Source organism: Sphingopyxis selenitireducens (genome assembly GCF_051550705.1).
In the GTDB taxonomy this organism is placed as follows: domain Bacteria; phylum Pseudomonadota; class Alphaproteobacteria; order Sphingomonadales; family Sphingomonadaceae; genus Sphingopyxis.
This window is the reverse complement of sequence record NZ_JBPULG010000004.1, coordinates 291,835-313,340: the sequence shown is the minus strand read 5'-3', so window position 1 is coordinate 313,340 and position 21,506 is coordinate 291,835. Positions and strand designations below refer to the sequence as shown.

At 61.0% G+C, this 21,506-nt stretch carries 18 protein-coding genes; 5 read left to right on the top strand and 13 right to left on the bottom strand.

Annotated features, from left to right (window positions below; all coding sequences use genetic code 11):
- Positions 1 to 83: 83 nt before the first annotated feature.
- Together ACSYDV_RS14765 and ACSYDV_RS14760 are read right to left on the bottom strand one after the other, a co-directional pair.
- Positions 84 to 1,229 (bottom strand): DJ-1/PfpI family protein, encoded by a 1,146-nt coding sequence (locus tag ACSYDV_RS14765; protein WP_438324570.1) that lies wholly within the window; start codon positions 1,227 to 1,229, stop codon positions 84 to 86.
- Between the two features lie 543 nt (positions 1,230 to 1,772).
- Entirely contained in the window at positions 1,773 to 2,264 is a 492-nt protein-coding gene (locus ACSYDV_RS14760; RefSeq protein WP_438324810.1) for a FecR family protein, read from the bottom strand.
- A 105-nt stretch (positions 2,265 to 2,369) separates the two neighbouring features.
- On the opposite strand from ACSYDV_RS14760, the gene ACSYDV_RS14755 reads away from it, so the two are divergent.
- Positions 2,370 to 3,002, top strand: a complete 633-nt coding sequence (locus tag ACSYDV_RS14755) for an alpha-hydroxy-acid oxidizing protein (protein WP_438324809.1) — start codon at positions 2,370 to 2,372, stop codon at positions 3,000 to 3,002.
- Between the two features lie 175 nt (positions 3,003 to 3,177).
- On the opposite strand, the gene ACSYDV_RS14750 is transcribed toward ACSYDV_RS14755, so the two are convergent.
- From ACSYDV_RS14750 to ACSYDV_RS14735, 4 genes are all read right to left on the bottom strand, one after another.
- A complete protein-coding gene (locus ACSYDV_RS14750; protein ID WP_438324569.1) occupies positions 3,178 to 4,620 on the bottom strand; it encodes an MFS transporter in 1,443 nt (480 codons plus the stop codon).
- A gap of 11 nt (positions 4,621 to 4,631) precedes the next feature.
- Positions 4,632 to 4,940 (bottom strand): DUF4387 domain-containing protein, encoded by a 309-nt coding sequence (locus ACSYDV_RS14745; RefSeq protein ID WP_438324568.1) that lies wholly within the window; start codon positions 4,938 to 4,940, stop codon positions 4,632 to 4,634.
- A complete protein-coding gene (locus tag ACSYDV_RS14740; RefSeq protein WP_438324567.1) occupies positions 4,933 to 6,141 on the bottom strand; it encodes an acyclic terpene utilization AtuA family protein in 1,209 nt (402 codons plus the stop codon). The genes ACSYDV_RS14745 and ACSYDV_RS14740 overlap by 8 nt, the downstream gene beginning before the upstream one ends.
- A gap of 176 nt (positions 6,142 to 6,317) precedes the next feature.
- Positions 6,318 to 8,561 carry a TonB-dependent receptor gene (locus ACSYDV_RS14735; protein WP_438324566.1) on the bottom strand — a complete coding sequence of 748 codons (2,244 nt, stop codon included), beginning with the start codon at positions 8,559 to 8,561 and terminating at the stop codon, positions 6,318 to 6,320.
- A 151-nt stretch (positions 8,562 to 8,712) separates the two neighbouring features.
- On the opposite strand from ACSYDV_RS14735, the gene ACSYDV_RS14730 reads away from it, so the two are divergent.
- Positions 8,713 to 9,387, top strand: coding sequence for a Crp/Fnr family transcriptional regulator (locus tag ACSYDV_RS14730; RefSeq protein WP_438324565.1), 675 nt, complete (start codon positions 8,713 to 8,715; stop codon positions 9,385 to 9,387).
- A gap of 399 nt (positions 9,388 to 9,786) precedes the next feature.
- Here the strand turns inward: ACSYDV_RS14730 and ACSYDV_RS14725 are convergent, their stop codons facing one another.
- Both ACSYDV_RS14725 and ACSYDV_RS14720 read right to left on the bottom strand, forming a co-directional pair.
- Complete coding sequence (locus tag ACSYDV_RS14725; protein ID WP_438324564.1) at positions 9,787 to 10,824, bottom strand: IS110 family RNA-guided transposase; 1,038 nt, start codon at positions 10,822 to 10,824, stop codon at positions 9,787 to 9,789.
- A gap of 128 nt (positions 10,825 to 10,952) precedes the next feature.
- Positions 10,953 to 11,609: a TetR/AcrR family transcriptional regulator gene (locus ACSYDV_RS14720; protein WP_438324563.1), complete on the bottom strand. Its 657-nt coding sequence runs from the start codon at positions 11,607 to 11,609 to the stop codon at positions 10,953 to 10,955.
- A 219-nt stretch (positions 11,610 to 11,828) separates the two neighbouring features.
- Between ACSYDV_RS14720 and ACSYDV_RS14715 the strand changes: the two genes are divergently transcribed.
- A complete protein-coding gene (locus ACSYDV_RS14715; RefSeq protein WP_438324562.1) occupies positions 11,829 to 12,416 on the top strand; it encodes a hypothetical protein in 588 nt (195 codons plus the stop codon).
- Positions 12,417 to 12,614: 198 nt separating this feature from the next.
- Here the strand turns inward: ACSYDV_RS14715 and ACSYDV_RS14710 are convergent, their stop codons facing one another.
- The 3 genes from ACSYDV_RS14710 to ACSYDV_RS14700 form a co-directional block, all read right to left on the bottom strand.
- A complete protein-coding gene (locus ACSYDV_RS14710) occupies positions 12,615 to 13,571 on the bottom strand; it encodes a C-terminal binding protein (protein ID WP_438324561.1) in 957 nt (318 codons plus the stop codon).
- Positions 13,572 to 13,646: 75 nt separating this feature from the next.
- The gene (locus ACSYDV_RS14705) at positions 13,647 to 14,486 is read right to left on the bottom strand and encodes a fumarylacetoacetate hydrolase family protein (RefSeq protein ID WP_438324560.1); all 840 of its coding nucleotides are present in this window, start codon (positions 14,484 to 14,486) and stop codon (positions 13,647 to 13,649) included.
- A 42-nt stretch (positions 14,487 to 14,528) separates the two neighbouring features.
- Positions 14,529 to 15,254, bottom strand: coding sequence for an SDR family NAD(P)-dependent oxidoreductase (locus ACSYDV_RS14700; protein ID WP_438324559.1), 726 nt, complete (start codon positions 15,252 to 15,254; stop codon positions 14,529 to 14,531).
- 173 nt (positions 15,255 to 15,427) lie between these two features.
- Here ACSYDV_RS14700 and lldD point away from each other — a divergent pair, with 173 nt between their 5' ends.
- Both lldD and ACSYDV_RS14690 read left to right on the top strand, forming a co-directional pair.
- Positions 15,428 to 16,576: an FMN-dependent L-lactate dehydrogenase LldD gene (gene lldD / locus ACSYDV_RS14695; protein ID WP_438324558.1), complete on the top strand. Its 1,149-nt coding sequence runs from the start codon at positions 15,428 to 15,430 to the stop codon at positions 16,574 to 16,576.
- 88 nt (positions 16,577 to 16,664) lie between these two features.
- Complete coding sequence (locus ACSYDV_RS14690) at positions 16,665 to 17,396, top strand: FadR/GntR family transcriptional regulator (RefSeq protein WP_438324557.1); 732 nt, start codon at positions 16,665 to 16,667, stop codon at positions 17,394 to 17,396.
- On the opposite strand, the gene ACSYDV_RS14685 is transcribed toward ACSYDV_RS14690, so the two are convergent.
- The gene (locus tag ACSYDV_RS14685; protein ID WP_438324556.1) at positions 17,393 to 18,721 is read right to left on the bottom strand and encodes an MFS transporter; all 1,329 of its coding nucleotides are present in this window, start codon (positions 18,719 to 18,721) and stop codon (positions 17,393 to 17,395) included. The two genes, ACSYDV_RS14690 and ACSYDV_RS14685, sit on opposite strands and share 4 nt — an antisense overlap.
- Before the next feature lie 107 nt (positions 18,722 to 18,828).
- Positions 18,829 to 21,495 (bottom strand): TonB-dependent receptor, encoded by a 2,667-nt coding sequence (locus ACSYDV_RS14680; protein WP_438324555.1) that lies wholly within the window; start codon positions 21,493 to 21,495, stop codon positions 18,829 to 18,831.
- Between the last annotated feature and the right edge of the window lie 11 nt (positions 21,496 to 21,506).

Genomic DNA, 21,506 nt, shown 5'->3' with positions numbered 1-21,506 from the left:
CTGGAGCGGTGTCGGCCGCGTCTCGCGCGCGTTCCTTTCAAGCTTCGCGCAGGCGCTCGCTGCCCAATGGCGTTGCGCGGCTTTCACTCTATCAATCCAGGATATTCCATGAAATGCGCCACTTTACTGGCGGCCTGCCGACCATAGGTTTTGGAGATGTCCGCCAATGAGATGTCGAGGGCGCGCGTCGCCAGGCTATTGTCGAGGGGTGCCAGCATCCGGTCAACCGGATCGGACCCTCCTGCTATTCGGTCGGGCAGAAGGACGAGCCCCTGCGCCAATCGCAGGGGATCTTTGGTAGCCGCAACGGCGAAGGCCATAGTCACTTCGGTCCGACTGTAAGTCTCGGCAGTCAGTGCCAACGCGATCTCGTCGTCGCCGGCCCTGACCGGGATACCGAGGGTGATCTGCGGCTGCGGATTCGCGGACGGCGTTGTCATGTCGCCCGGCTCGGCCAGAAATTTGTCGCTATCATGCTTAGAACTCCAGTTGTCGATGCCGACGTTGCGCGCGACCTCCGCCGCCTTGTCCGCACCGGCAATCGCTTCAACTAGGGCAATCGAGGTCGGCATGGACGCGCTAACCCCGGCACTTGACACCAACTTGCCTTCGGCGACGTAGCGGATGTTCTTTTGCCATTTCACGTTCGGGAACAGCTGGGCCCGCATCGTTTCGTTGCTGTAATGAGAGGTTGCCCGGTGACCATCAAAAAGTCCCGTACCGGCGACGACCAGCGCGCCGTAGCAGATGCTGATCACCGTGCCGCCCTTATCGCCCTGCGCCTTCACCCATCTCAAAAGGCTCGGGTCGCGAAAGTTTTCGACGGCGGGGACGAAGAGATAGTCAGCGCCCTCGGGGTGGCGTTTGTCGAACTCGTTGATCGTCGATTGCAGCTCAAAGGTCAGCGGCTGCATCTTCACGGGCCCCGGCCTGACGGCCACCGACACGACATCGGCCACGCCCGATCGCGCCATCACGCCGAACGGAATGACGAAGTCGGAGATGATGGTTCCTTCGTTAAGACCAACCACCACGACAAGCGGCCGCGCCCGGCCAAAGCGCGCGCGATAAGGCGCGATCTTTTCCGGCTCCAGATTGCGGGAGGCGTCAAACGCCGAGGATGATGGCGTCAAGGTCTGTTGAGCGGTCGCCGCTCTGCCGGCGAGCGCAAGCCCGGCAAGCGCGACGACGGCCGAAGAGACCATATTCCGCCGAGTCATATTTTGCATGTGGGCACCTCATCTGCGGTTGAAGGCCTAGCGTGTCGCCCAGGCGGCCAAAGGCGTAAAGGACGTAGATCACTCGATTCCCGACATCCCAGCTTGCTCCAGAGGCCGCAGGGCGGCCCATTGCCATTACAGCGATCACCGCAACCGATGCCGATCGGGCGCTGCTCCGTACGGCCGCAGCACGTTGCCCGCGCGCGCGGCGCGCGCACGCCACTCCTATGACGTGCCGCCACGCATCCTGTTCGGGCAACCCCTCACTTTTCCAGCGCGACTATCTGGGCAGTCCGGACCGCCTAAGCTCGCGACGCGGAAGCTAATCGCTGAAAATCTGCGGCGCGCACCGCTGTGACTAGCGATCTTCGTTCGCGAGAACGAAGATCCGCATTCGCAAGAGTATCGCCACGCGGTGCTGTTTGGCGAGGCCACCGCGGTGTTCGCTACGGCGACCAACTAGGCACGGCGGCTTCTCAAATCGGCTAGCATTCGCGACAAGCCTCGGCGATGCTCTTCAAAATTGCTGACCGTGCTTACACCAGAAAGACATTAGCGCCGCGTCTTTGCAATGACGATGTGCTGATCCTCGCTCCACGCGGCTACCCCCAGGGTGATCGCAGCGGTGCGGGCGAAGCCCTCAGGATCGTCAAGCCGGAAAGAGCCGTATAGCCGTTTTTGAGCCACATCGGGATCGCGTATCAGTATCTGGGTCGGACTGTAGCGATTGAATTCCGCCGCCGCCTCGCCCAGCGTCTCGCCGTCGAGACTCATCTTGCCGGCTCTCCAGGCCAGTTTGCGCTCGATCGTTGGCGCGGCTGGCGCGCCAGGCTGGACCTGAGCGGCTCCCGTGACAAACGCGGACGAACCGCCCGACAGGCTGATGGCTTCGGCCTTCCGTCCCTCGACCCAAACCCGCACCGTCCCTTCCGTCACCATGACATCGGCCCCGCCATCGCATCTCCGGACCGAGAAGGCGGTCCCGACCGCCTCGACCTGGACCGCGCCCGCCGACACGACGAACGGACGCGCCTTGTCCTTCATCACCTGAAACCAGGCCTCGCCCTTCTCGATCGACACCCAAGAGTCTGGATCTTGCCGAGAGCCTGATCCGCCGCGCCGAAGCGGCGGGATAACAAGGCGCTCGTCATCACGCTGGACACATGGGTTACGGGATGGCGGCCGCGTGATCTCAATGCCGCCAATTTTCCGCAGCTGCGCGGAAAGGTTCTGGAGAATTATTTTTCGGACCCTGTCTTTCGTTCTTTGCTGGCGCGTCCACCAGAAGAAGACCTGGGCGCCGCGGTCCAGGCATGGGCGACGACATTCGGCAAGGTCCTGACATGGAGCGACATTGGCTGGTTCAGATCGATCACCCGTTTGCCGATCGTCCTGAAAGGCATCTGCCATCCTGACGACGCCCGCAGGGCCATCGACTGTGGCGTCGACGCCATTTATTGTTCAAACCACGGCGGGCGCCAGGCAAATGGGGGGATCGCCGCGATCGACATGCTCCCCGACGTCGTGAAGGCATCTGGAGACACGCCCATATTGTTCGACAGCGGGGTCCGTTCCGGCAGCGACGTGATCAAGGCGCTTGCGCTCGGAGCGAAAGCCGTTGGGATCGGGCGCCCCTATGCCTATGGCTTGGCAATTGGCGGGGCGAATGGCGGTGCTCATGTATTGCGGTCGCTACTTGCCGAAGCGGACCTGTTGATGGCGGTGAACGGCTATCCGACAATCGACGCTGTGGTGGACGCAGGCGCGCAAAGGAGTCGGTGAGAAGGTTCGTTATTGGCCGGCGATGGCGGGTTGAAGACGGTCCGCATTCCGTGAATGAGCAGAGAAAGCCGACGTCTAGGCGCGTCTGGCTTGCGTTCAACTTCCAGAAGTTGGTTGCGACAGGCGATCAGCTAAAATCAGGACGGCCGAGATTGAGACGCAACTCTCGGGTTTCTCAGTTGCCCGCTTTAGAAGATTCTCCTCTGAGGCGCCGAAGATTGTCTGCATGTTGCGCCTCATCGAGACGAAAGGTAAGCAGGCTGAGGATGGCGCAAATATATATGATCCAGATTGCCGGGACGTAAGCGAGCCCCATCTTCGCCATATTAGCGTCTGAAACTTGGTCCGGAGAAATTCGGTCCGACAAGCCGGCGGCGGCCAACACGAGGCTTGCGGCGAACACACCCACCCCCGCAGTCGTTTTTTTCAGAACATTGTCGACCGAAACGAGAAGACCTTCGGAGCGACGACCGGTCTTCAACTCGCTGTCTTCGGCCATGTCAACGATCATCGATGTAATCGCCATGGAGCCCATCAGCGTCAGTGCGCCTACCGCAAGAGCCTCCACTATCAGGATCGGGAAGAGGTCCGGGGATCCGTTCGGTGGGAGCACACCCAACAGTCGCAGCGAGACTGTGACGGTCGACGTCAACGCCAAAGCAGCGAAAATCACGATAGCCCCGCGCCTTTTGCCCAAGCGCCTTGTGATCTGGGGGCCGATCAGGATCCCCAGAAGTGCGGCGACGATTCCAATGATCGGCAGGTAGGAAAGTTGCTTGGGCGTCAGACCCCAGAAATAAATCTGAAAATAGGTCGACAATCCGCCAACGAGCCCGGTGGCAACCGCCACGAACAGACCCGCCGCATTGACCGTCCAGAGTGATCGGTTCGACAGGGTCTCGATGACCTCACGGAGGATAACTTTAGGCGTTGCCTTGCGGATCGGGGGCTGACGGAGGGTCGGGATGCGGCTGTGGGTACCGATTGCACATATCAGGATGGAAGTGGCAATCACGACCGCAGCTACGATGCCATAATTGCCATAAGACGAGCGGATGAAGAGACCGCCGGACTTTTCGTCGAGGAAGAAACTATAGGCCGCCCATATGAGCAACAGCCCGCCAGCGAAGGTGAAAAAGTAGCGATAGGCGACGAGTATCGTGCGTTGATGATAATCTGTCGTCAATTCTGCTGCCATCGCCGAGGCCGGGACTTCAAAGAAGGTATCAACGAAGCGGAGCACAACGACACAGGTGATCATATAGCCCAGCGTGGCTTCGGGGGACCAGCCGACAGGTGGCATCCACAGCATGGCAAAGACAACGGCGTAGGGAATTGCCGCTGCGTACATGAAGGGATGGCGGCGGCCCCATCGGCTGCGAAAATTATCCGAGATCTGTCCGATCACGGGATCGAGCAGCCCGTCGATCACCAGTGTGATCGCGAGCGCGCTTCCGATCCACATCGCTGGCAAGCCGATGACCTGACCATAGAATATAAGCAGAAAAGTCGCGATACTCCGGTTCTTGATCCCGTTGGATGCGGAACCGATGCCATAGAGCAGCATCGTCGACCGTTTGAGGGGCGGACCGTCTGCCTCAGAAGAAATCGGGGTCATGCGGCGCTTCCCTAATCGACTTTGACGGAAAGCAAGGGCACGAAATACTGGCCAGCATGCGAATCCGCGTCTCCGGGAGATCCCTGGACATGCGGACGCGGGAAGCTGATCTTGAGAACATGGATCGATGGCAGCTGGAACTGGCAAACCATGCTCTCCGACACGCCAAACAGCGCCGCGATCTCGCGCGCGGCCAAGGCAGGCGACCGCGCAACTCTCTCGAAGCTCGCGTTATCCTCACAGAAGATATCGATCGTCACCCAGAAGGGGCCTGCACTCTTCGAGCGGATGTATTTGGCGATACTGCCCAGCTCAGCCATGGGCCGCCTCCCCTATCGTTTCAAACACGGTTCGAGCGAATGCGTCGGCGCGGTCAACCGAAACGACATGATTTAATTTGAACTCATATTGGCGCCCGAGTTCGACCTCGGCGGGCGAGAATGGAAAGGCGAAGCTCGGCAACGGGTCGTCAGGGTTGAGTGGAAAGTGAAGCAGCATCGGATTGCAATATTTTGCGATCTGTGTCGCCAGTTCCTGGGTGGGCGCCCAGACAAGGGTCATCAACCCGACCTCGTGCGGCGGATACACCGTCGGCACGGGGTTCAGCGCATTCTTTCCATAAGGTCTGAAGTCGAGCCGATAGTCGGTGTCGGCCAGCCCGAAGACGCGCGCGATGCCGGCACGCAGCCATGCGTCCATGTTGGCGAGCCATTCATCGAAGCGCGCCAGAAGTTTGGGATCGGCGATCGCGCTGAAGATCATCGTGCGATATCCGTGCCCCCCCGCACCTTCCAGCTTGATCGTATAGGGCATGACCTCGGCCTGCGAGCCGGTTACGCGTACGCGCCGGTCGTCGAGCGCTTCGTAACGCGCGTTGCTGGCATCGAGCACGACACCCGGCTCCTTCAGCCGAAATGGATCGCTATTCTCGTACAGGAGGTGCGCCGACACCGTGTAGGGTGTGCAACGATTCTCGCTGTCGAGCGGTTCGATTTCGAAACCTTCGGCGTCGATAGCGAAGATCACGCCACCGCGCCGCGTCTCGACCGTGCAGAGCCCGCCGCATTCCGCAGTCTTGGCAGCATGCCAGGATGCGCCTGCCGGCAAGCCCCGCATCAGCGGTACGGCGGACAGGACAGCAGTATCGGTCGTCCGCCCGGACAGTACGATATCTGCGCCACCTGCGATCGCGTCGGCGAGCGGCTCGTAGCCAAGCAGGCCGACAATATGCTCACATTCCCCAACCCGCTCTGCCGTCAAAGGCAGTGCGGGATCGAGTGGGCTCGTGCGCCCGGTTTCGATATAGGGCAGAAGCGCGTCGGGCATGATCTCGGAGTAAACGAGAGCGAGCCGCGCCGAGAGACCTTCTTCGCGTGCGATTTCGCGGGCGATGTCCGCCATCCAGTCGACCCCGGAATCAGTCCCCGAGGTTCCGCAGGATCCGACGAGCAGCGGGACATCGAGCCGGTCGCGAGCCAGCATCAGCTGCCTCAGATCATGCTTGGTTGCCTGGCGGGTCATCTTGGAGGTCCCCTTACCAAGATAATAGGGGCCGCTATCGGTTGAGCCGCCGTCGACCGCGATACAGTCCGGCAACAAGGACACGCCGCGTTCGAAGGCTGCGTCGGGACAGCCGGCACCGAGTACCCCCGAGGGCACAAGCACTTTGCATGGAGTTCCGGACGTCACGGCGTCCCTCACTGGAATTTCGCCCGCAGTGTGACGCCGAGCTGACGCGGCGCGCCATATTGGACATATTGGTACACGCCGCCGTTGGTCTGCCAGATCCGGTAGACCTTGTTCGTCAGATTATGGCCCCAGAGCTGCAGCGAATAGCGATCGTCGAAATTGTAAGTCAGGCTCGCGTCCCAAAGGGTCCGCGGTTTGCGATACTCCCGAAACTCGTTGATGTTATTCTCGAACGCGTCGCTCTGATAATCTGCGGACACCTCGGCGCGCAGCCATCCCCATGAGGCGTCGCGCGAACTCTGCAAGCCCAGCGTCGCGTTAACTGCGTGCTTGGGACTGCGGCTCATCCGGTTGCCGGCACCATCGACGAAGGTCGCAGTGCCATCCGCCAAATAGGCGGACGTCTGAATGAAGCGGGTGAAATAGGGGTGAAGATAGGTGTAGCGCACATTGGCGTCGATCCAGTCGGTCGGCTGGTAAATGAACTCAGTCTCGACCCCCTTAATCGTGGCATCGGCAGAGTCGATTGCCACGCGCGTTCCGACCGGTGCCTGCGCCGCGTCCGGAACATATTTGATCGTCTGGAAATCGCGATAATCCATCCAGAAGGCGGAAATATTCGCGCGAAACGTCCGACCGAACCAGTCGGTCTTGAGACCGATTTCATAGTTGGTCAGGCGCTCGGGATCGGTCGGAAGCCGGGCGAGCGTGGCATCACCCGGCTGCTCCTGGAATGCGCCCGACTTGAACCCTGTCGACACCGTACCAAATGCGAAGACATTGTTGCTGAGGCGATAGTCCGCGCCAACGCGATAGGTGAAGACGCCCTTGTCGAAGATGCCAGGGGTCGTCTCGGTATCATACCTCGTGACGGGAGCAGCGATCGGCCCCTGCAAACGCCGGGCCCGATAGACTTTCCGTTCCTTGGTGAAGCGTCCACCCGCGAACAACCGCAGCCCGAAGTCGAACTTGTACTGGCCCTCGCCGAACACGGCATAGCTGTCATTGGTCGACCGGCCGAAAAAGCGGTTGATCGTCGTGGGCGTTATCGACTGCTGGGACTCGCGCTCCCGAGAGACTTCGTCGCGGTTATAAAAAACGCCCGCCACCCAGCTGAAGGGGCTGTTGCCAAGCGACGATAGCCGGCTTTCGAACGAATAGGAGTTTGCTTGCTCCTGCGCGAGCACCTGAATACCGCTGACGGGAAGTCCATTCGCAGCGTTCGTAGCGGCGTCCGTGCCATCAAGATCGTTCGCGAAATCATAATCCAGGCTGCGCCACGCGGCCACCGTTGTCCAGTTTGCGAAACCGAGCGCGTCAGTCGAAAGCTCGGCGCGCAGGCCACCTGTTTTCGACTTGGTGAAGCCATAACGATCGGGATTGGCACGGCGCGGATCGTCGTAATCGGCGTACCCCTCGCCGGGCGTGAACGGATTGACAATCACGTTGAAGCGCGAGCTTTCCCCCAAGTCCTGTTTGGCGATGTCGCCGGTAAGGAGCAGCCAGGTGTCCGGAGACATTTCGGCCCGAACGTGGAGGCGAGCGCTCAGCTTGTTTTCATCGTCGAGCGCGCGTCCATCGAACGTCTTGCGGAACCCGTCGTTCGTCACCGCGCCGAGGGTCAATCGGGCCGCAACGCCGTCGGCGATCGGCGCGTTCAGCATGAGGTTTCCGTTCATCTGACCATATTCGCCGAACGTAAGCTGGGCATTGGCTTCGGTATAATCCACCGGTTTGGCAGTCACGAAATTGACCGAACCGGCGACGACATTCTTGCCCCACAGCGTGCCTTGCGGACCTTTCAGAACCTCGACCCGATCCATGTCGTAGAAATCGATTCCGAGCATGGCGGCTCGGCCGAGATACACGCCGTCGAGGAACGCAACGGAGGATGGGTCACCGCCTGCCCCCTGATTGCTGCTGCCGACGCCGCGAAAGAAGGGCCGCGGTGCGGCTTTCGGGAAGGCATCGAAATTGATGCCCGGCGTCGCCTGCGCAAGCCGGCTGAAATCGGTGATGCCTTTTTGCTCGAGCTGGTCGCCCGAAAAGGCTGTGACCGTGATCGGAGCGCTTTGCAGCGATTCTTCGCGCCGACGGGCGGTCACAATGATTTCGCCGATGCCGCCTTCGCTCGCACTTGCCTCTTCCGCCGTATCGACTTCAGTGGGTGCGTCTTGCGCAATCGCGGGGCGCGCAAACGCAAAGATGAATGCGCTGGATGCGAAAAGCAGGTGCCGCTTGGTGGGTGTCATGTCGCCTCTCCTGTTCGTGAGCCGACTGCCGCCGGTCTCCTGATTCGGGCGTTATGTGCATCCAAGCCGCGCGCTGAGCATGACACCTATGTTACACACCGCAATAAAGGTGACGTGCTAGGCATATATTTCGGGAGAAGGTAAAACGATCATGCAAAGGTTCATTAACCACGGAAACTGGATCGGCGATTTGCCCGAGACGGTCCGCGACGCTCTGCTAGCGCGGATGGAGGAAGTGACAGTCGAGCCTGGGAAGATCATTGCGCAGGCCGGCCGGGAGGCAAGCCGCATCTTCCAGGTCGTCGAAGGCTATGTCCGTCTGGTGGGCATCCACGAGGATGGTAGCGAAGCACTGATCACCATTTACATCGCCGGTAACTGTTACGCCGAGACCGCGATGGTGTCGCGGCGGCGCTACAATCACACGTCGATCGCTATGGTGCGAAGCCGCATAAGGATATTGCACGAGAGCGACTTCTGGGAGCTCTATCACCTGCATGCCGCCATCCCGGAAGCGTTGTGCCGAAAGTTCGCCGATGCCATCAGCTGGCAGTTTGCCGCAAGGGAGATGCGGGCGACGATGCGGCTACGTCAGCAGATCGCCAACATGTTTGCCGACTTTGCCGAGAGATGTTCCGGCCGCACGATCAATGGTCCGATAGAACTCGACTTCCCGTTTACCCAGAGCGATATTGCCAGCATCTTCGACGTGACGCGTCAGAGCGTCCAACGCGAGGTCACCCACTTCAAGGATCAGGGTCTCGTCGAAAAGCGCGACGGAAAATGGGTCGTCGACGATCTTGCCCGGCTACGCCGAACCAGTTGAAACGCCTCGCTGGAACAGCGCCGACTCGAAAAGGGCGTGCTGCTGAAAAGATAGGGCGCGTCGTCAGATAGCGTTTTCGACACCTGCGGATCTCAAGGCTCCATAAGGCGACTCTTGGCCGGTTGAAGACTGTCGTCTGTGGATGGCTCCCGCGTTGCAAGCATAAATTGACGTTCAGCGTTTTGGTCGGTTGCAGTCGTCTGTCCGGCCTGTTGATGCAGTCGGTAGGGACTGCTGGCCCTGATGGAGTCCGCGAACCAGGTCCCGATCGGCTTATCAGGCTCTGACGCCTTTGACAGTCCATGGGTTGTCCCGGCTCCCGGTCTGACCGGTATCGCCATCACATCGCATCGCGCTTACAACATCGTAAAGCTGATCTCCTCAGCCAAGCTCCTTCTATTATCCTGCCAGCATCGGGGCGTGATGGGCCTGATAGACCTGCCCGCGCGTCATGAGCGCCCAGGCGATCCGGGCCATCTTGTTCGCCATGGCAACCGTCGCGACCCTGACGGGCTTGCGGGCCAGCAGGGCAACGAGGCGTGGATCTGCCGTCTCAGGTTTGTATTTCGCGCGGCGGACCAATGAGGTCGCGCCGATGACCAGCAGCCGGCGCAGATATTTATCCCCCATCTTGCTGATCCGCCCAAGCCGCTCCTTCCCGCCGCTCGACTTTTGCAGCGGCGTGAGCCCGAGCCAGGCGGCAAACTGCCGGCCCGAACGGAACTGGTGGGGATCGTTGACCGACGCCGCCAAAGCCGTTGCGCCGACCGGGCCGATACCCGGGATCGTCGAGAGGCGCCGCGCAACCTCATCGCTGCGCTGAAGCGCTGCCAGCCGAAGTTCGATCGCGTGAAGCCGCGCATGGATGTCGAGGGCTTGCTGCGAGAGCATCGCTACGATCATCGCTGCATCATCTGGCACGTCCGGCGTGCGCTCCCTATCGACGATTTGCCGTGCCATGATCAGGGCGCGATCCCGCCCTTCCGGGATGACGATCCCAAACTCGGCGAGCAGACTTCGGATCATGTTTATCAGCTGCGTTCGCTGCCCGACGAGCAGACTGCGACTACGATGCAGCGTCAGCGCTGCCTGCTGCTCGCGCGATTTCACCGCGACATAGCGCATCGTCGGCCGCGTCACCGCTTCGCAGATCGCTTCCGCATCGACGGCATCGTTCTTCCCGCGCTTCACGTAAGGCTTCACATAAACAGGCGGCATCAGCCGCACCTCGTGCCCCAGAGCGGTCAGCTCGCGCGCCCAATGGTGCGACGTCCCGCAGGCCTCGATGCCGACAAGGCACGGCCTCACCTTCGCGAAAAAGGGCAGAAGCTGAGCACGGCGAAGCGTCTTTCGCACAACGACATCGCCCGCCGCATCAACTGCGTGAACCTGAAAAACATTCTTGGCCAGATCGAGGCCGATCGTGGTAATCTCCATGGCGGATGGCTCCTCTGCTCGGGTTTGCATGACAGCAACCCATCTTGGCACCTGGATGCCGTGAGCGGGAGCCATCCACCTCATCCGCTTTCGGGATCAGCGAAGGAAAAGCTGCCCTCCCCTGCCGATCACTGCTTCTTGGCAGCCGCCAAGGGGAAGTCTGCTAAATTCTGACCCACGACCCACGCTGCAATGTCAGCCGCCGCCCGATTATCGACAGGCTCTCCCAAAATTAGAATACGATAGAACAGTGGGGCCGCTCCAAGCTCCAGGGCTGCGCGAGCCGAGACCCCTTCCCCGACTTCGCCCCTCGCGATTGCACGCGTCACTATCTGGCCGCTTGCTGCAAATCGCTCGCTCCAGAACTCCTCCCGCGCTCTCGCAGCCTGATCGTCGCCATCCGCGCGCATGCCCATGACATGGAAGAGGCCACGCATGGCGGGATCGGCGAGTACCCGTGCGATGCTCATCAGCAGCTCCGCCAGATCACCCTCGAACGACCCGGTATTAGGGGTTGGCACCTTCGCCTGCATATCTTCCAGCATGATATCGAGCAGGAGCTCGGACTTAGTCGGCCATCGACGATAAATGGTCGTCCGGTTCACTCCGGCGCGCGACGCGATGTCGGGTATCTCGACGGCCTCATATCCGCGTTCGGCCAAGAGCTCCAACGCGGCTGTCCTGACCGCAGCAACAACCGCGGCTGCACGCCCGCCCGGCCGCGCGCGAGGCAGCTGCTCGCTTTCGGACAGCGATTCCTTCGGCTTCTTGTGGGTCCCTGCCATACGCCTTGCCAATCCCTTTTAATGCAACTATAGTTGCTTTTATAGCATAGAGGCGGGAGGGGCTACAGGCAAATAACGATCGACCTAGAAATCTTCATCGAAGGGCAGCGGATCGCATCCGACGAAGTCGCGAATTGGGAAGGGCGCAGTGCGGCCAAGGCGCTCCGACGACTGGGCGCCCAGTCCGATAGCCAAGACCTTCACCGGCTCAGGCAGCAGTTGCTTGAGCGCAAACACGCGCTCGGCCACGGCGGCATCCGTTCGCGCCTGCAGCACGAACTCGTGCTGTCCGACATGGTAGCGCGTCTTGTCGCGTGGATGTCGCGCGGGCGGCGCGTCTACAGCATGATCGAGATTGCATCGCCGGTCGGAACTGCGGAGGCGTTTGCAAACTGGTTCGAGGAGGTCGCGCGGCTGAACCGCGAAGATGTGATGATCGCGGCCCTCCCCGAGCATTATCTGATAGCGACCGACGCCGCGGGCCGCCAGGAAGTCATCGAGACCAATGGCGGCGCACCGATGGCAGCGCGGTTCTTCGTCGATTATGCTGATCTATCAAGCCTGACGTCAGACGCCGATCGCGACTATCCTGTGCAGGTTGCCGGCGTGGCGCGGGCACCGAACGGCGCCGCGATCGGCGGTGTCCGCCATCAATTTCGAAATGAAGGCACGGGCTTCCGCGCAAAGCTGACGGTCGAGTTCCCGTCGCTCATCATGCCGTCGGTTGTGACCGGCCATCGCTGGCACCTCGCATGCGAGTTTTCGAACTGGATTCGTGCGGCGATCGCGGAGCTTCACCCGGAATAGTCTGGTAGCTCCTGGCCGATCGCCGTCAGGCGGCTTTCGGACAAAAATCGTCAAAAGCGGACGCTAGCCAAAACACCGACGAACAGGACTGCCGCAGACGAGGAAATCGCCGCGACAAAGGGGGTAGGCGTCTCAACGCATCGCTCGCAATGATGCGACGCAATGGATGGGAAGAACAGCCGTCCTGCCCTCTCCACATCAGTCGCCGATTGCGGGTCGACGCATCGGCTGTCCCGTAAGATGTCGCCTGACTTCGTCGGCCGCAAGCGACTGCAAGCGCTCGATCGAACTGGTCGAATACCACGCCGCGTGCGGGGTCAAGATCAGGTTCGGGCAATTGCGCAACGATGAATCCCGCGGCAGCGGTTCGACCTCGAACACGTCCAGCGCAGCCGCGCGCAGCTGGCCGGATCCGAGCGCATCGGCAAGTGCATCTGGATCGATCAGCCCGCCGCGGGCGGTATTGACCAAAGCAGCCCGGTCCGGTTTCCGCGCCAGCCGCGCGGCGTTCACCACATGCCGCATCTCGGGCGTAAGCGGACAATGCAGCGTAACGACGTCGGCACAGTCGAACAGCGTGTCGAGATCCACGGCCTCGACGCCCAGCCCGGCCAGCATCTCCGGATCGGCGAAGGGGTCCGCGACGATAGCCTTGAAACCGAATGGCTTGAGACGAGCGAACACCTCCTGCCCGATGCGCCCGAACCCGACAAAGCCGACGATGGTTTCCGGAAAGGCCCGCAGCGCGCCGGCAACTCCGACCGCGTCCCATTTTCCGTCGCGTACGGACTGGTCCAGCGGCACCACAGAACGCAACATGGTGAGTATCAATGCAGTCGTATGATCGGCAACCTCTCCAGTGGCATAGTCAGGCACATAGGCGACCTTCACACCGTGCGCCCTCGCCGCGGCAAGATCGATATTGTCGAGTCCGATGCCATAGCGGACGATCAGCGAACCCGGCGCCAGCTTGGCAATCGCATCCGCCGTGACCTGCGCAAACTGGACGATCAGCACGTCGGTGCCGTCCGCTGCCGCAGTGACCTCGTCGACGCTCGCGCATTTCGCTTCCTCGAACACGGCGCCAAATTCTTCCGCAACCGCGCGCTCGTGCGTCAGAGTTGGAAAGGTCGCGTCGGTCACTGTGATTTTCATGTTTGTTCCTTGAAAAGATAGAGAGGGCGTCGAGGATATGAAGAGCAGCGGGCCGAACCGATCCGTGCATCGTCCCTAGTCCGTCCGACGCACCACCTGTTGCTGGGTGCCGAGCCCCTCGATGCCGAGCGTCACATGATCGCCCGGTTTCAGATAGACAGGCGGCCGCTGCCCCATTCCCACGCCCGGCGGCGTGCCGGTGGAAATGAGATCGCCAGGCTCGAGCGTCATGAAACGGCTGATATAGGAAACGAGAAAGGCCACCTTGAAAACCATCGTCCGCGTCGAGCCGTCCTGCATGCGCTGGCCGTTCACATCGAGATACATCTCAAGATTCTCCGGATCGCCAGCATCGTCGCGCGTAACGACCCAGGGGCCAACCGGGCAGAAGCTGTCGAGACTCTTGCCCTTCAGCCATTGCCCGGTTCCTTCCAACTGGAAACCGCGCTCGGAAACATCGTGGACTACCGCGTATCCGGCGACATGACCCAGCGCCTCCGCTTCGCTCACGCGCGTCGTCCGCTTGCCAATGACGACGCCAAGCTCCACCTCCCAGTCCACTTTCGTGGCGTCGGCCGGAATGCGGATATCGTCATTCGGTCCGCAAACAGACGTATTCGCTTTCATGAACAGGACCGGTTCGACCGGCACCGCCATGTTGGTTTCGGCCGCATGATCCGAATAATTCAGTCCGACGCAGACGACCTTGCCGACGCGCGCAACGGGGCATCCAAGCCGGACGCCTTCCGACACCGCAGGTAGATCGGAGGGATTTACGCGGCCCAGGGTTTCAACCACCCGGCCGAAATCGCCAGCCTCATCGCCGAGAGCCGGCGACGCGTCCCGGATAACGCCGGCATCATCCAGCAGGCCATAACGCTCCGCTCCTTCCGGACCAAACCTTACAATACGCATATCTATTCCTTCTGATTGTGTCGCCTGTCGGCAAGTCGCCGTTCAATAAGTCGCCCGGCCGCCCGACAGATCGAAGACGGCTGCCGTGGTGAACGAGTTTTCCTCGGTCGCGAGCCAGCAGATCATCGACGTCGCTTCCGCGATATCGAGCATGCGGCCCCGCGGAATCTTCGAGAGTATATATTCGATATGCTGCGGCGACTGGGTCATGGCGAGAGCAGTTTTTGCAAACGCCGGAGTCACCGCGTTGACCGCAATGTCATGGCCGGCCAGTTCCTTGCCGAGCGATTTGGTCAACGCAAGCAGGCCAGCCTTTGCGGAGCTATAGGCGACGGCGTTGGGATTGCCCTCCTTGCCCGCGATCGAGCTGACATTGACGATCCGGCCATATCCGTTCTGGATCATGTGCGGCACCATCGCGCGGCAGCAGTAAAATGCGCCGGTCAGGCCCACATGGACGACATCGCGAAAGGCATCGGGCGGATATTCCCAGGTCGGAACATTCGGTCCGACCAGCGCCGCATTATTGATCAGGATATCGATCCGGCCGAAATGATCGACCGCCTCTTGCGCAGCTGCCTCGATGGCGCCGAGATCGCCTATGTCGACGCGCTGACAAAGTATGCGCGCGCTGCTGCCGAACCGCGCGCCTGCATCATCGAGCATCTTGCCATCGCGATCCCACAGCGCGACCGCCCCGCCCCCGGCGACGATCCGCTGGGCGACACCGAAACCGATCCCCTGCGCCCCCCCCGTGACGACAGCCACCCGACCTTCAAAATCATAGTGGTTCCCCCCGGCATGACCTTGGCCTTCAACTGGGGTGGAACTTTGGCTCGTCATCGCAATCTCATTCTATTAATTACCTTTGATACGGATAATAAGTATGATTATATGATCTCTGTCAAGCCAATATTGAAGGTGTAGGAATGTTTCCGGGTATGAGGGTTGCAGCATCGATATCCGACTATCGCGAACTGGCGCGGCGCCGGCTGCCGAAATTCCTTTTCGAATATGTCGATGGCGGATCCTATGACGAAGTGACGCTCCATCGGAACCGCGCCGACCTGCAGCGCATAGCGCTGCGCCAGCGCGTGCTTCGCGATGTTTCCGACATCGATCTGGGCATCGAGATTTTCGGGCAACGCCAGTCCATGCCTATCGCACTGGGGCCGATCGGTCTCGCCGGCATGCTTGCCCGCCGCGGCGAACGGCAGGCGATCGCTGCGGCGGAAAAGGCGGGCATTCCTTTCTGCCTGTCGACTGTATCAGCCTGTTCGCTGGCGGAGGTGGCGGCGGCTGCACGCGCGCCTTTCTGGTTCCAGCTTTACATGATGCGCGATCGCGGCTTCGTGCGCGATCTGCTGGCACAGGCACGCGCGCATAGTTGCGCGGTGCTCGTCTTCACCGTCGACATGCCGGTGCCCGGCACACGCTATCGCGACTACCGGTCCGGCCTTGCCGGTGCGCCCGGCCTGAAAGGCGCTCTTCGCCGCGCATCTCAGGCCTTGCGACATCCGGGCTGGGCCCTCGACGTCGGACTGCTAGGCAGGCCGCACAGCCTTGGCAATGTCGCGCCATTGCTAGGGAAAAGAAGCGGCCTCGACGATTTTCTGAGTTGGATGCGGGGCAATTTCGATCCCGGCGTCACCTGGCGTGATCTGGAATTTATTCGTAGCGAATGGGCGGGTCCGCTGGTCATCAAAGGGATACTCGACCCGGAAGATGCGAGCACCGCCGCAGCGATGGGCGCCGACGGGATCATCGTCTCGAACCACGGAGGCCGGCAACTCGACGGCGTGCCATCGACCGCACAAGCGCTTCCCGCAATTGCCGACGCGGTGGCGGGGAAGCTGAAAATCCTTGCCGATGGCGGGGTTCGCTCTGGACTGGACGTCGCACGGCTGCTTTGCCTCGGTGCCGATTGCGTGCTGCTCGGCCGAGCTTGGGCCTATGCGCTCGGCGCCGGCGGCGAGGCCACGGTGCGCCACATGCTGTCGCTGTTCGAGGCGGAGTTGCGCGTTGCCCTCAGCCTCACCGGCGTCGATCGCGTAACCGGCCTTGATCGTGAGATGCTCGTTCAGCAATAGCAGAGCCGGGACAGCCCGCTATATATTCGATCATATTTATGTGCCATAAATCCTGTGTTTCATATGTTAACGGATGAACCACAAGCTGATGAAAGCTGTTGAAAACAAAGGACTGCATGGCCGCGTCATCCAGGACCTGGGTCAGGCCATAATGTCCGGCGAATTCGCCCCGGGGGCGACGTTGCCGGGACAAGAGGAATGCTGCGCCCGGCTGGGCGTAAGCCGCACCGTGCTGCGCGAAGCCTTGCGCGTGCTCGCAGACAAGGGACTTGTCGATGCCCGGCCGAAAGCAGGCACCTTCGTGCTCCCGCGCGAAAACTGGAACTTCCTCGACCCGGATATTCTCGAATGGCGGCTCCGTTCGGAAGATCGCGATGCCGTCCTTGAGCAATTGTACGAGCTTCGGCATATGGTCGAGCCGACCGCCGCCTTTCTGGCAGCCTCGCGCGCCAAGCTTCACGACTTCCGGCGCATGGGCGAAGCCTTCGACGCGATGGCCGCAGCGGGGCGCTCGCACGACAGCATCGAATCCGATCTCGCATTCCACCGAGCCATCATCGAGGCTTCAGGCAACGACATGTTCGCGTCGCTGGGGCGGGTCGTGGAATCGGCTCTGGTCATCAGCTTCCGGATCGGGGCGGACAATCCCGACGGCACAGAACATTCGCTGGCAATGCACAAAGCCATCCTCGATGCGATTGTCGATCGCAACGGCACCGAGGCGCGCGTCGCGATGCGCAAGCTGATCGACTATTCAAAGGGCACCGTCGCGCGCGTATCGGCAAAGGGAAGCGAAGCGCGCCGCCAGTCGAAATCCTAACGCGCTGTCAGAGCATGTCTGGTGCGCAGCCGCTTCGCGATCAGAAGAAGCGCGGCGAGCGCGATCGGCGTCCATATGACCATCACGAAAACCAGCGACAGGCCGATTCTTGATTTGTCCTGCAAGACACCCTCGGTGAACCAGCTGACCAAGGTTGGCCCAATGAACAGGCCCATCACGGACAGGAAGGTCACATAGACCGCACCGACACTGGCCCGCAAAGACGCCGGTGTTCCCAGCTGTAAAGCGGCCGGCGCATATCCCGCATAAGTATAGGTCACACCCCAGAAAAGGGTCGAGCCGAGCAGGAAAGCTGTCGGGCTACCCGACAGGATGCCTGCGATCATCGCCGGGATCGAGAGGCACAAGCCGATCGCCGGAACCTTGGCATGCGCATCGGTCATGCCGCGATTGTAGAGGCGCTCGACCAGCCAGCCCATGCCAAGCAGTCCGATCACCCCTGCAATCCCCTGTGTCGCACCATAAGCAATGCCGACTTTTTCGATGTTCCAGCCATAGGTGCGTGCCATGAAGGTCGGCGTCCATACGTGGAACGCCGTCACGATGACATTCACCGATCCGAACGCGAAAGGGTAACCGAGGTAGAACAGCGGATCGGTACGGATCAAAGCCCACAGGCCGGGCGCCTGCCCGTCACCTGCAGACATTTCGGACGCCGTCGGACGCAGGTTCTCCCGCAACAGCAGCGCCAGCGGCGCGACCATTATTGTCATGCCCCCGACGAGCAGAAAGGTCAGTTGCCACGGATAGAACTGCCCCAGAAGGGGCACCCTGATCGTACCCGCGTGCGCCAGCTTGTGGACAAGCCAGCCACCGCCCACGATCGCGAGGCCGCCTCCGGCAAAAGCGCCGACAGTGTAGAAGGAATAGGCGGTGGCAAGGCGGCGGCGGGGCACCTGCTCCGCCATGAGCGAATAGGCGGCGGGCGACAGGCCCGCTTCCCCGGCACCGAGGCCAAGCCGGCTGATAAAGAATAACAAGAAATTGGTCGCCATGCCGGAAACCGCCGTCGAAAGGCCCCAAAAGGCCACGACGCCCATGCATAGCCAGCGCTTGGAATAGCGGTCCATCAGCCGGCCAAGGGGGATACCGGCAGCGGCATAGAAAATACCGAAAGCCGGCCCGAGCAACAGGCCCATCTCTACGTCGGTGAAATTGAGGTCGCGCTGGATCGGTTCGACCATCAGCGAGATCAGGGCGCGATCGACGAACGACAGGAAGTAGAAGAGCATCAGGATGGCGACGAGCGGCCATCCCGAGAGGAGGCCCCTCGTTTTGGGCGCCGGGCCGGTCGCGTCATTCATTCACTTGCTCCTCGCCACCCGTTCCGACTGCTATGCGCACCTGATCCGCGGCCGGTCTACCGATTGATCGCAACCGGTTTGGGGCCAACGGCCAGGTGCACATTTGCTCAGAGCTTCATCGAGAGTGTAAGGTAGAACGCCCTAGGCTGGTTCGGCAGCACCGAAAACAGCTGGTTTGGATCGGCTTGCACCTGTGCCGGCGTCAACGTCTGCCGGTCGAGAGCAGTCAGCAGACTGCCGCCCTTCGCCCAGCCCATGATGCCGACGGTGTTGAAAAGGTTGGTGACATTGCCCTGGACACTGAAGTTGCTGTTCACGTCCCATGCAACGCCGACGTCGACCGTGCTGAACGCAGGCAGATACCAAGCATTGCGGCGGTTCGCGGCGCGCTTGCCCAGATAGGAATAGGTGGCGAACAGCGAAACCGCCTCGACAGGCCGATAGGTTGCCGTCGCGCGAGCGATGACTTTCGGATTATTGTCGGCCGTCCCTGCCGGAACCGTGCTGACGATGTCGTCGGTGCCGTCACCCTTGGGTCCCTGCGTATAGGTGCTGAACCCGCTCGCCTTCGGGTCTTGTAGCGTCAGATCGGCGTGAAGATTCAACTGGTCGGTAACGTCAAAATCGCCGGAAATCTCGATACCAAAAGTTTCAACCTCGCCGAACGCCGGCGGAGGCGAATAGCCCGTTCCCGCATTCGGCGTGCCCGGCTTGTATGTGAAGGTCTGGTTGTCCGCGATATTCGAATTCTTGCTCCAGAACGGGAAGGCCTGGATGAACATGCCGTTGTCGCGATATTTCAGCCCCATCTCGATCTGCTGGATTTTCTCCGCAGAAGGGAAGATCGTCGCGATCGCCGCTACCGTCGTGATCCCCGACAGGATGCCAAAGTCGGGAGCCTTCTTGCCGCTTGTATACCGGACATATGCCTGGAACGCGTCAGAGAATTGGTAAGCGGCCGAACCCGAGAAGGCGAAATAGTCGTACTTGCGCTTGAACGGCAGCCTCGTCCCGCGTGCCGTGGTTGCATTGTCGTACAGCGTGAGCGGGTTGCCATCCCTTCCGCCGGTCGTCAGCTTGTTGCCGGTGAATGCCACGGGCAAGTAAGTGAATGAGTCGTAGTTCAGGCTTTCATAGCGACCACCGACATCGATCGTGAGCTTGTCTGTTACCTCCCAGGTATCGCCGCCATAGACGGCGATGTCGGTCACCTTCGTTCCGCTCTCGCGAATGGCGAGGCCTTGCCCGATCCCCGCCCAGCCCGACGAATCCGTGACGAGATAGACCGAACCATCGGGTCGCGTCAGCGTCGTGCTCAAAAGCACCGGCCGCGGCGTGAGGGTCATGACACCGCCGCCAGCCCCCGAGAAACGCTGATGAAAGGTGGACTGGTCAAAATAGGCGCCGAGCGAAAGACGGTGGCGCCCGAAGGTCCCCGATATCGTCAGCTGATCCTGGAATGTCTGCGACCGGAAATCCGGCTGATAGGCGAGGCCGGCCATAATCCCGCCGGCAAGGATGTTCTGGTTGGGCAGATTGTTGACGACCAGCGTGCGCGTCGCGCCCACTTGCGACACCACCGCGGCGACCGAACCGTCCGGCAGGCGATAGGTATAGGTACCATCGATCCCGTTGGTCCCCTGAATGGTACGGATACCGGCATCGGCGTCCGTTAGCGGCGTCGCGAAGTTGACCGCGACCGTGTTCCAGTGCGCCTTGTTGCGCGAAAAGCGGAAGCTGTTGCTGATCTGGATATTGTCGGTGAGGTCGTGACGCCAGTCCACGTCGAAAGCGACCGCCGTGCTGTTGACGAGGTTTGAGCCGTCCCAGTCGCGCAGTTCGCCCGTGCCAAAAACGGGATAGCTATGCGGCGATGCGGGCGGAAGAACCGACGACAAATTGGTGTAAGGTGCGAGAATCTTCGGGTCCTTGAAGTCGCGCGCCGGCAACGTCTCGAACCAGCCGTTGTGGTCATTGAGATATTTCGCACGGACCGTCAGCGATCCGCCTCCATAATCCCACAACAGGTTGCCGCGGATCTGACCGCCCTTGTTGAGCTTGTAACCGGGATAGCGGGCGCCGTCGCTGATGCGATAAAAGCCGCCAATCGCATAATAAAGGTCGCTGTCGGCAATCTGCCCACCGGTGTAGCCGTCGAAGCGATAAAGCGGAGATTTGCCATCGCCCTCAAGACCGAGCTTGAACTGGAACTGCGTGCCGGGTGCGGATTTCCCGGTCTTCGAGATATAGTTGAAGATACCGCCCGGGGCGTTCGCCCCTGTCACCACCGCGGTGCCGCCACGCAGCGCCTCGATGCGGTTGTTCATCAGGTCGAGACGGCTGAAATAGTCGGGACCGAAGTTCGTCGCGGTCACTGGCTCGACGGGCAGGCCATCCTCCTGCAACGATATGTAGAAATAGCCGCCAGCAGCCTCGAGCGAGCGCGCCGAGACGCCGCGCGAAAAGACGATGTTGCGAATTTCGCCCAGCGACGAATTGACGAACACGCCGGGGACACTCTTCAAGGCGTCGGCCGAACTGATCGGTGACTGACGCCGGAGCGTATCTTCGGTTATGGCGGTGATCGAAATCGGTGCACGTTCAATCGAAGTGGCACTGAAGACGCCGGTGACGATGATCTCCTGATCGCCGGCCCCCGAAGCCTCGCCCTGCGCCGGCGCTGCCGGTACAACCTGCTCTTGGGCATTCACCACGCCCGCCAGCGACGTCATCGCCATTGCGGACACGGATACGAATAGTGCTTTACGCAACATGCTTTCCTCCC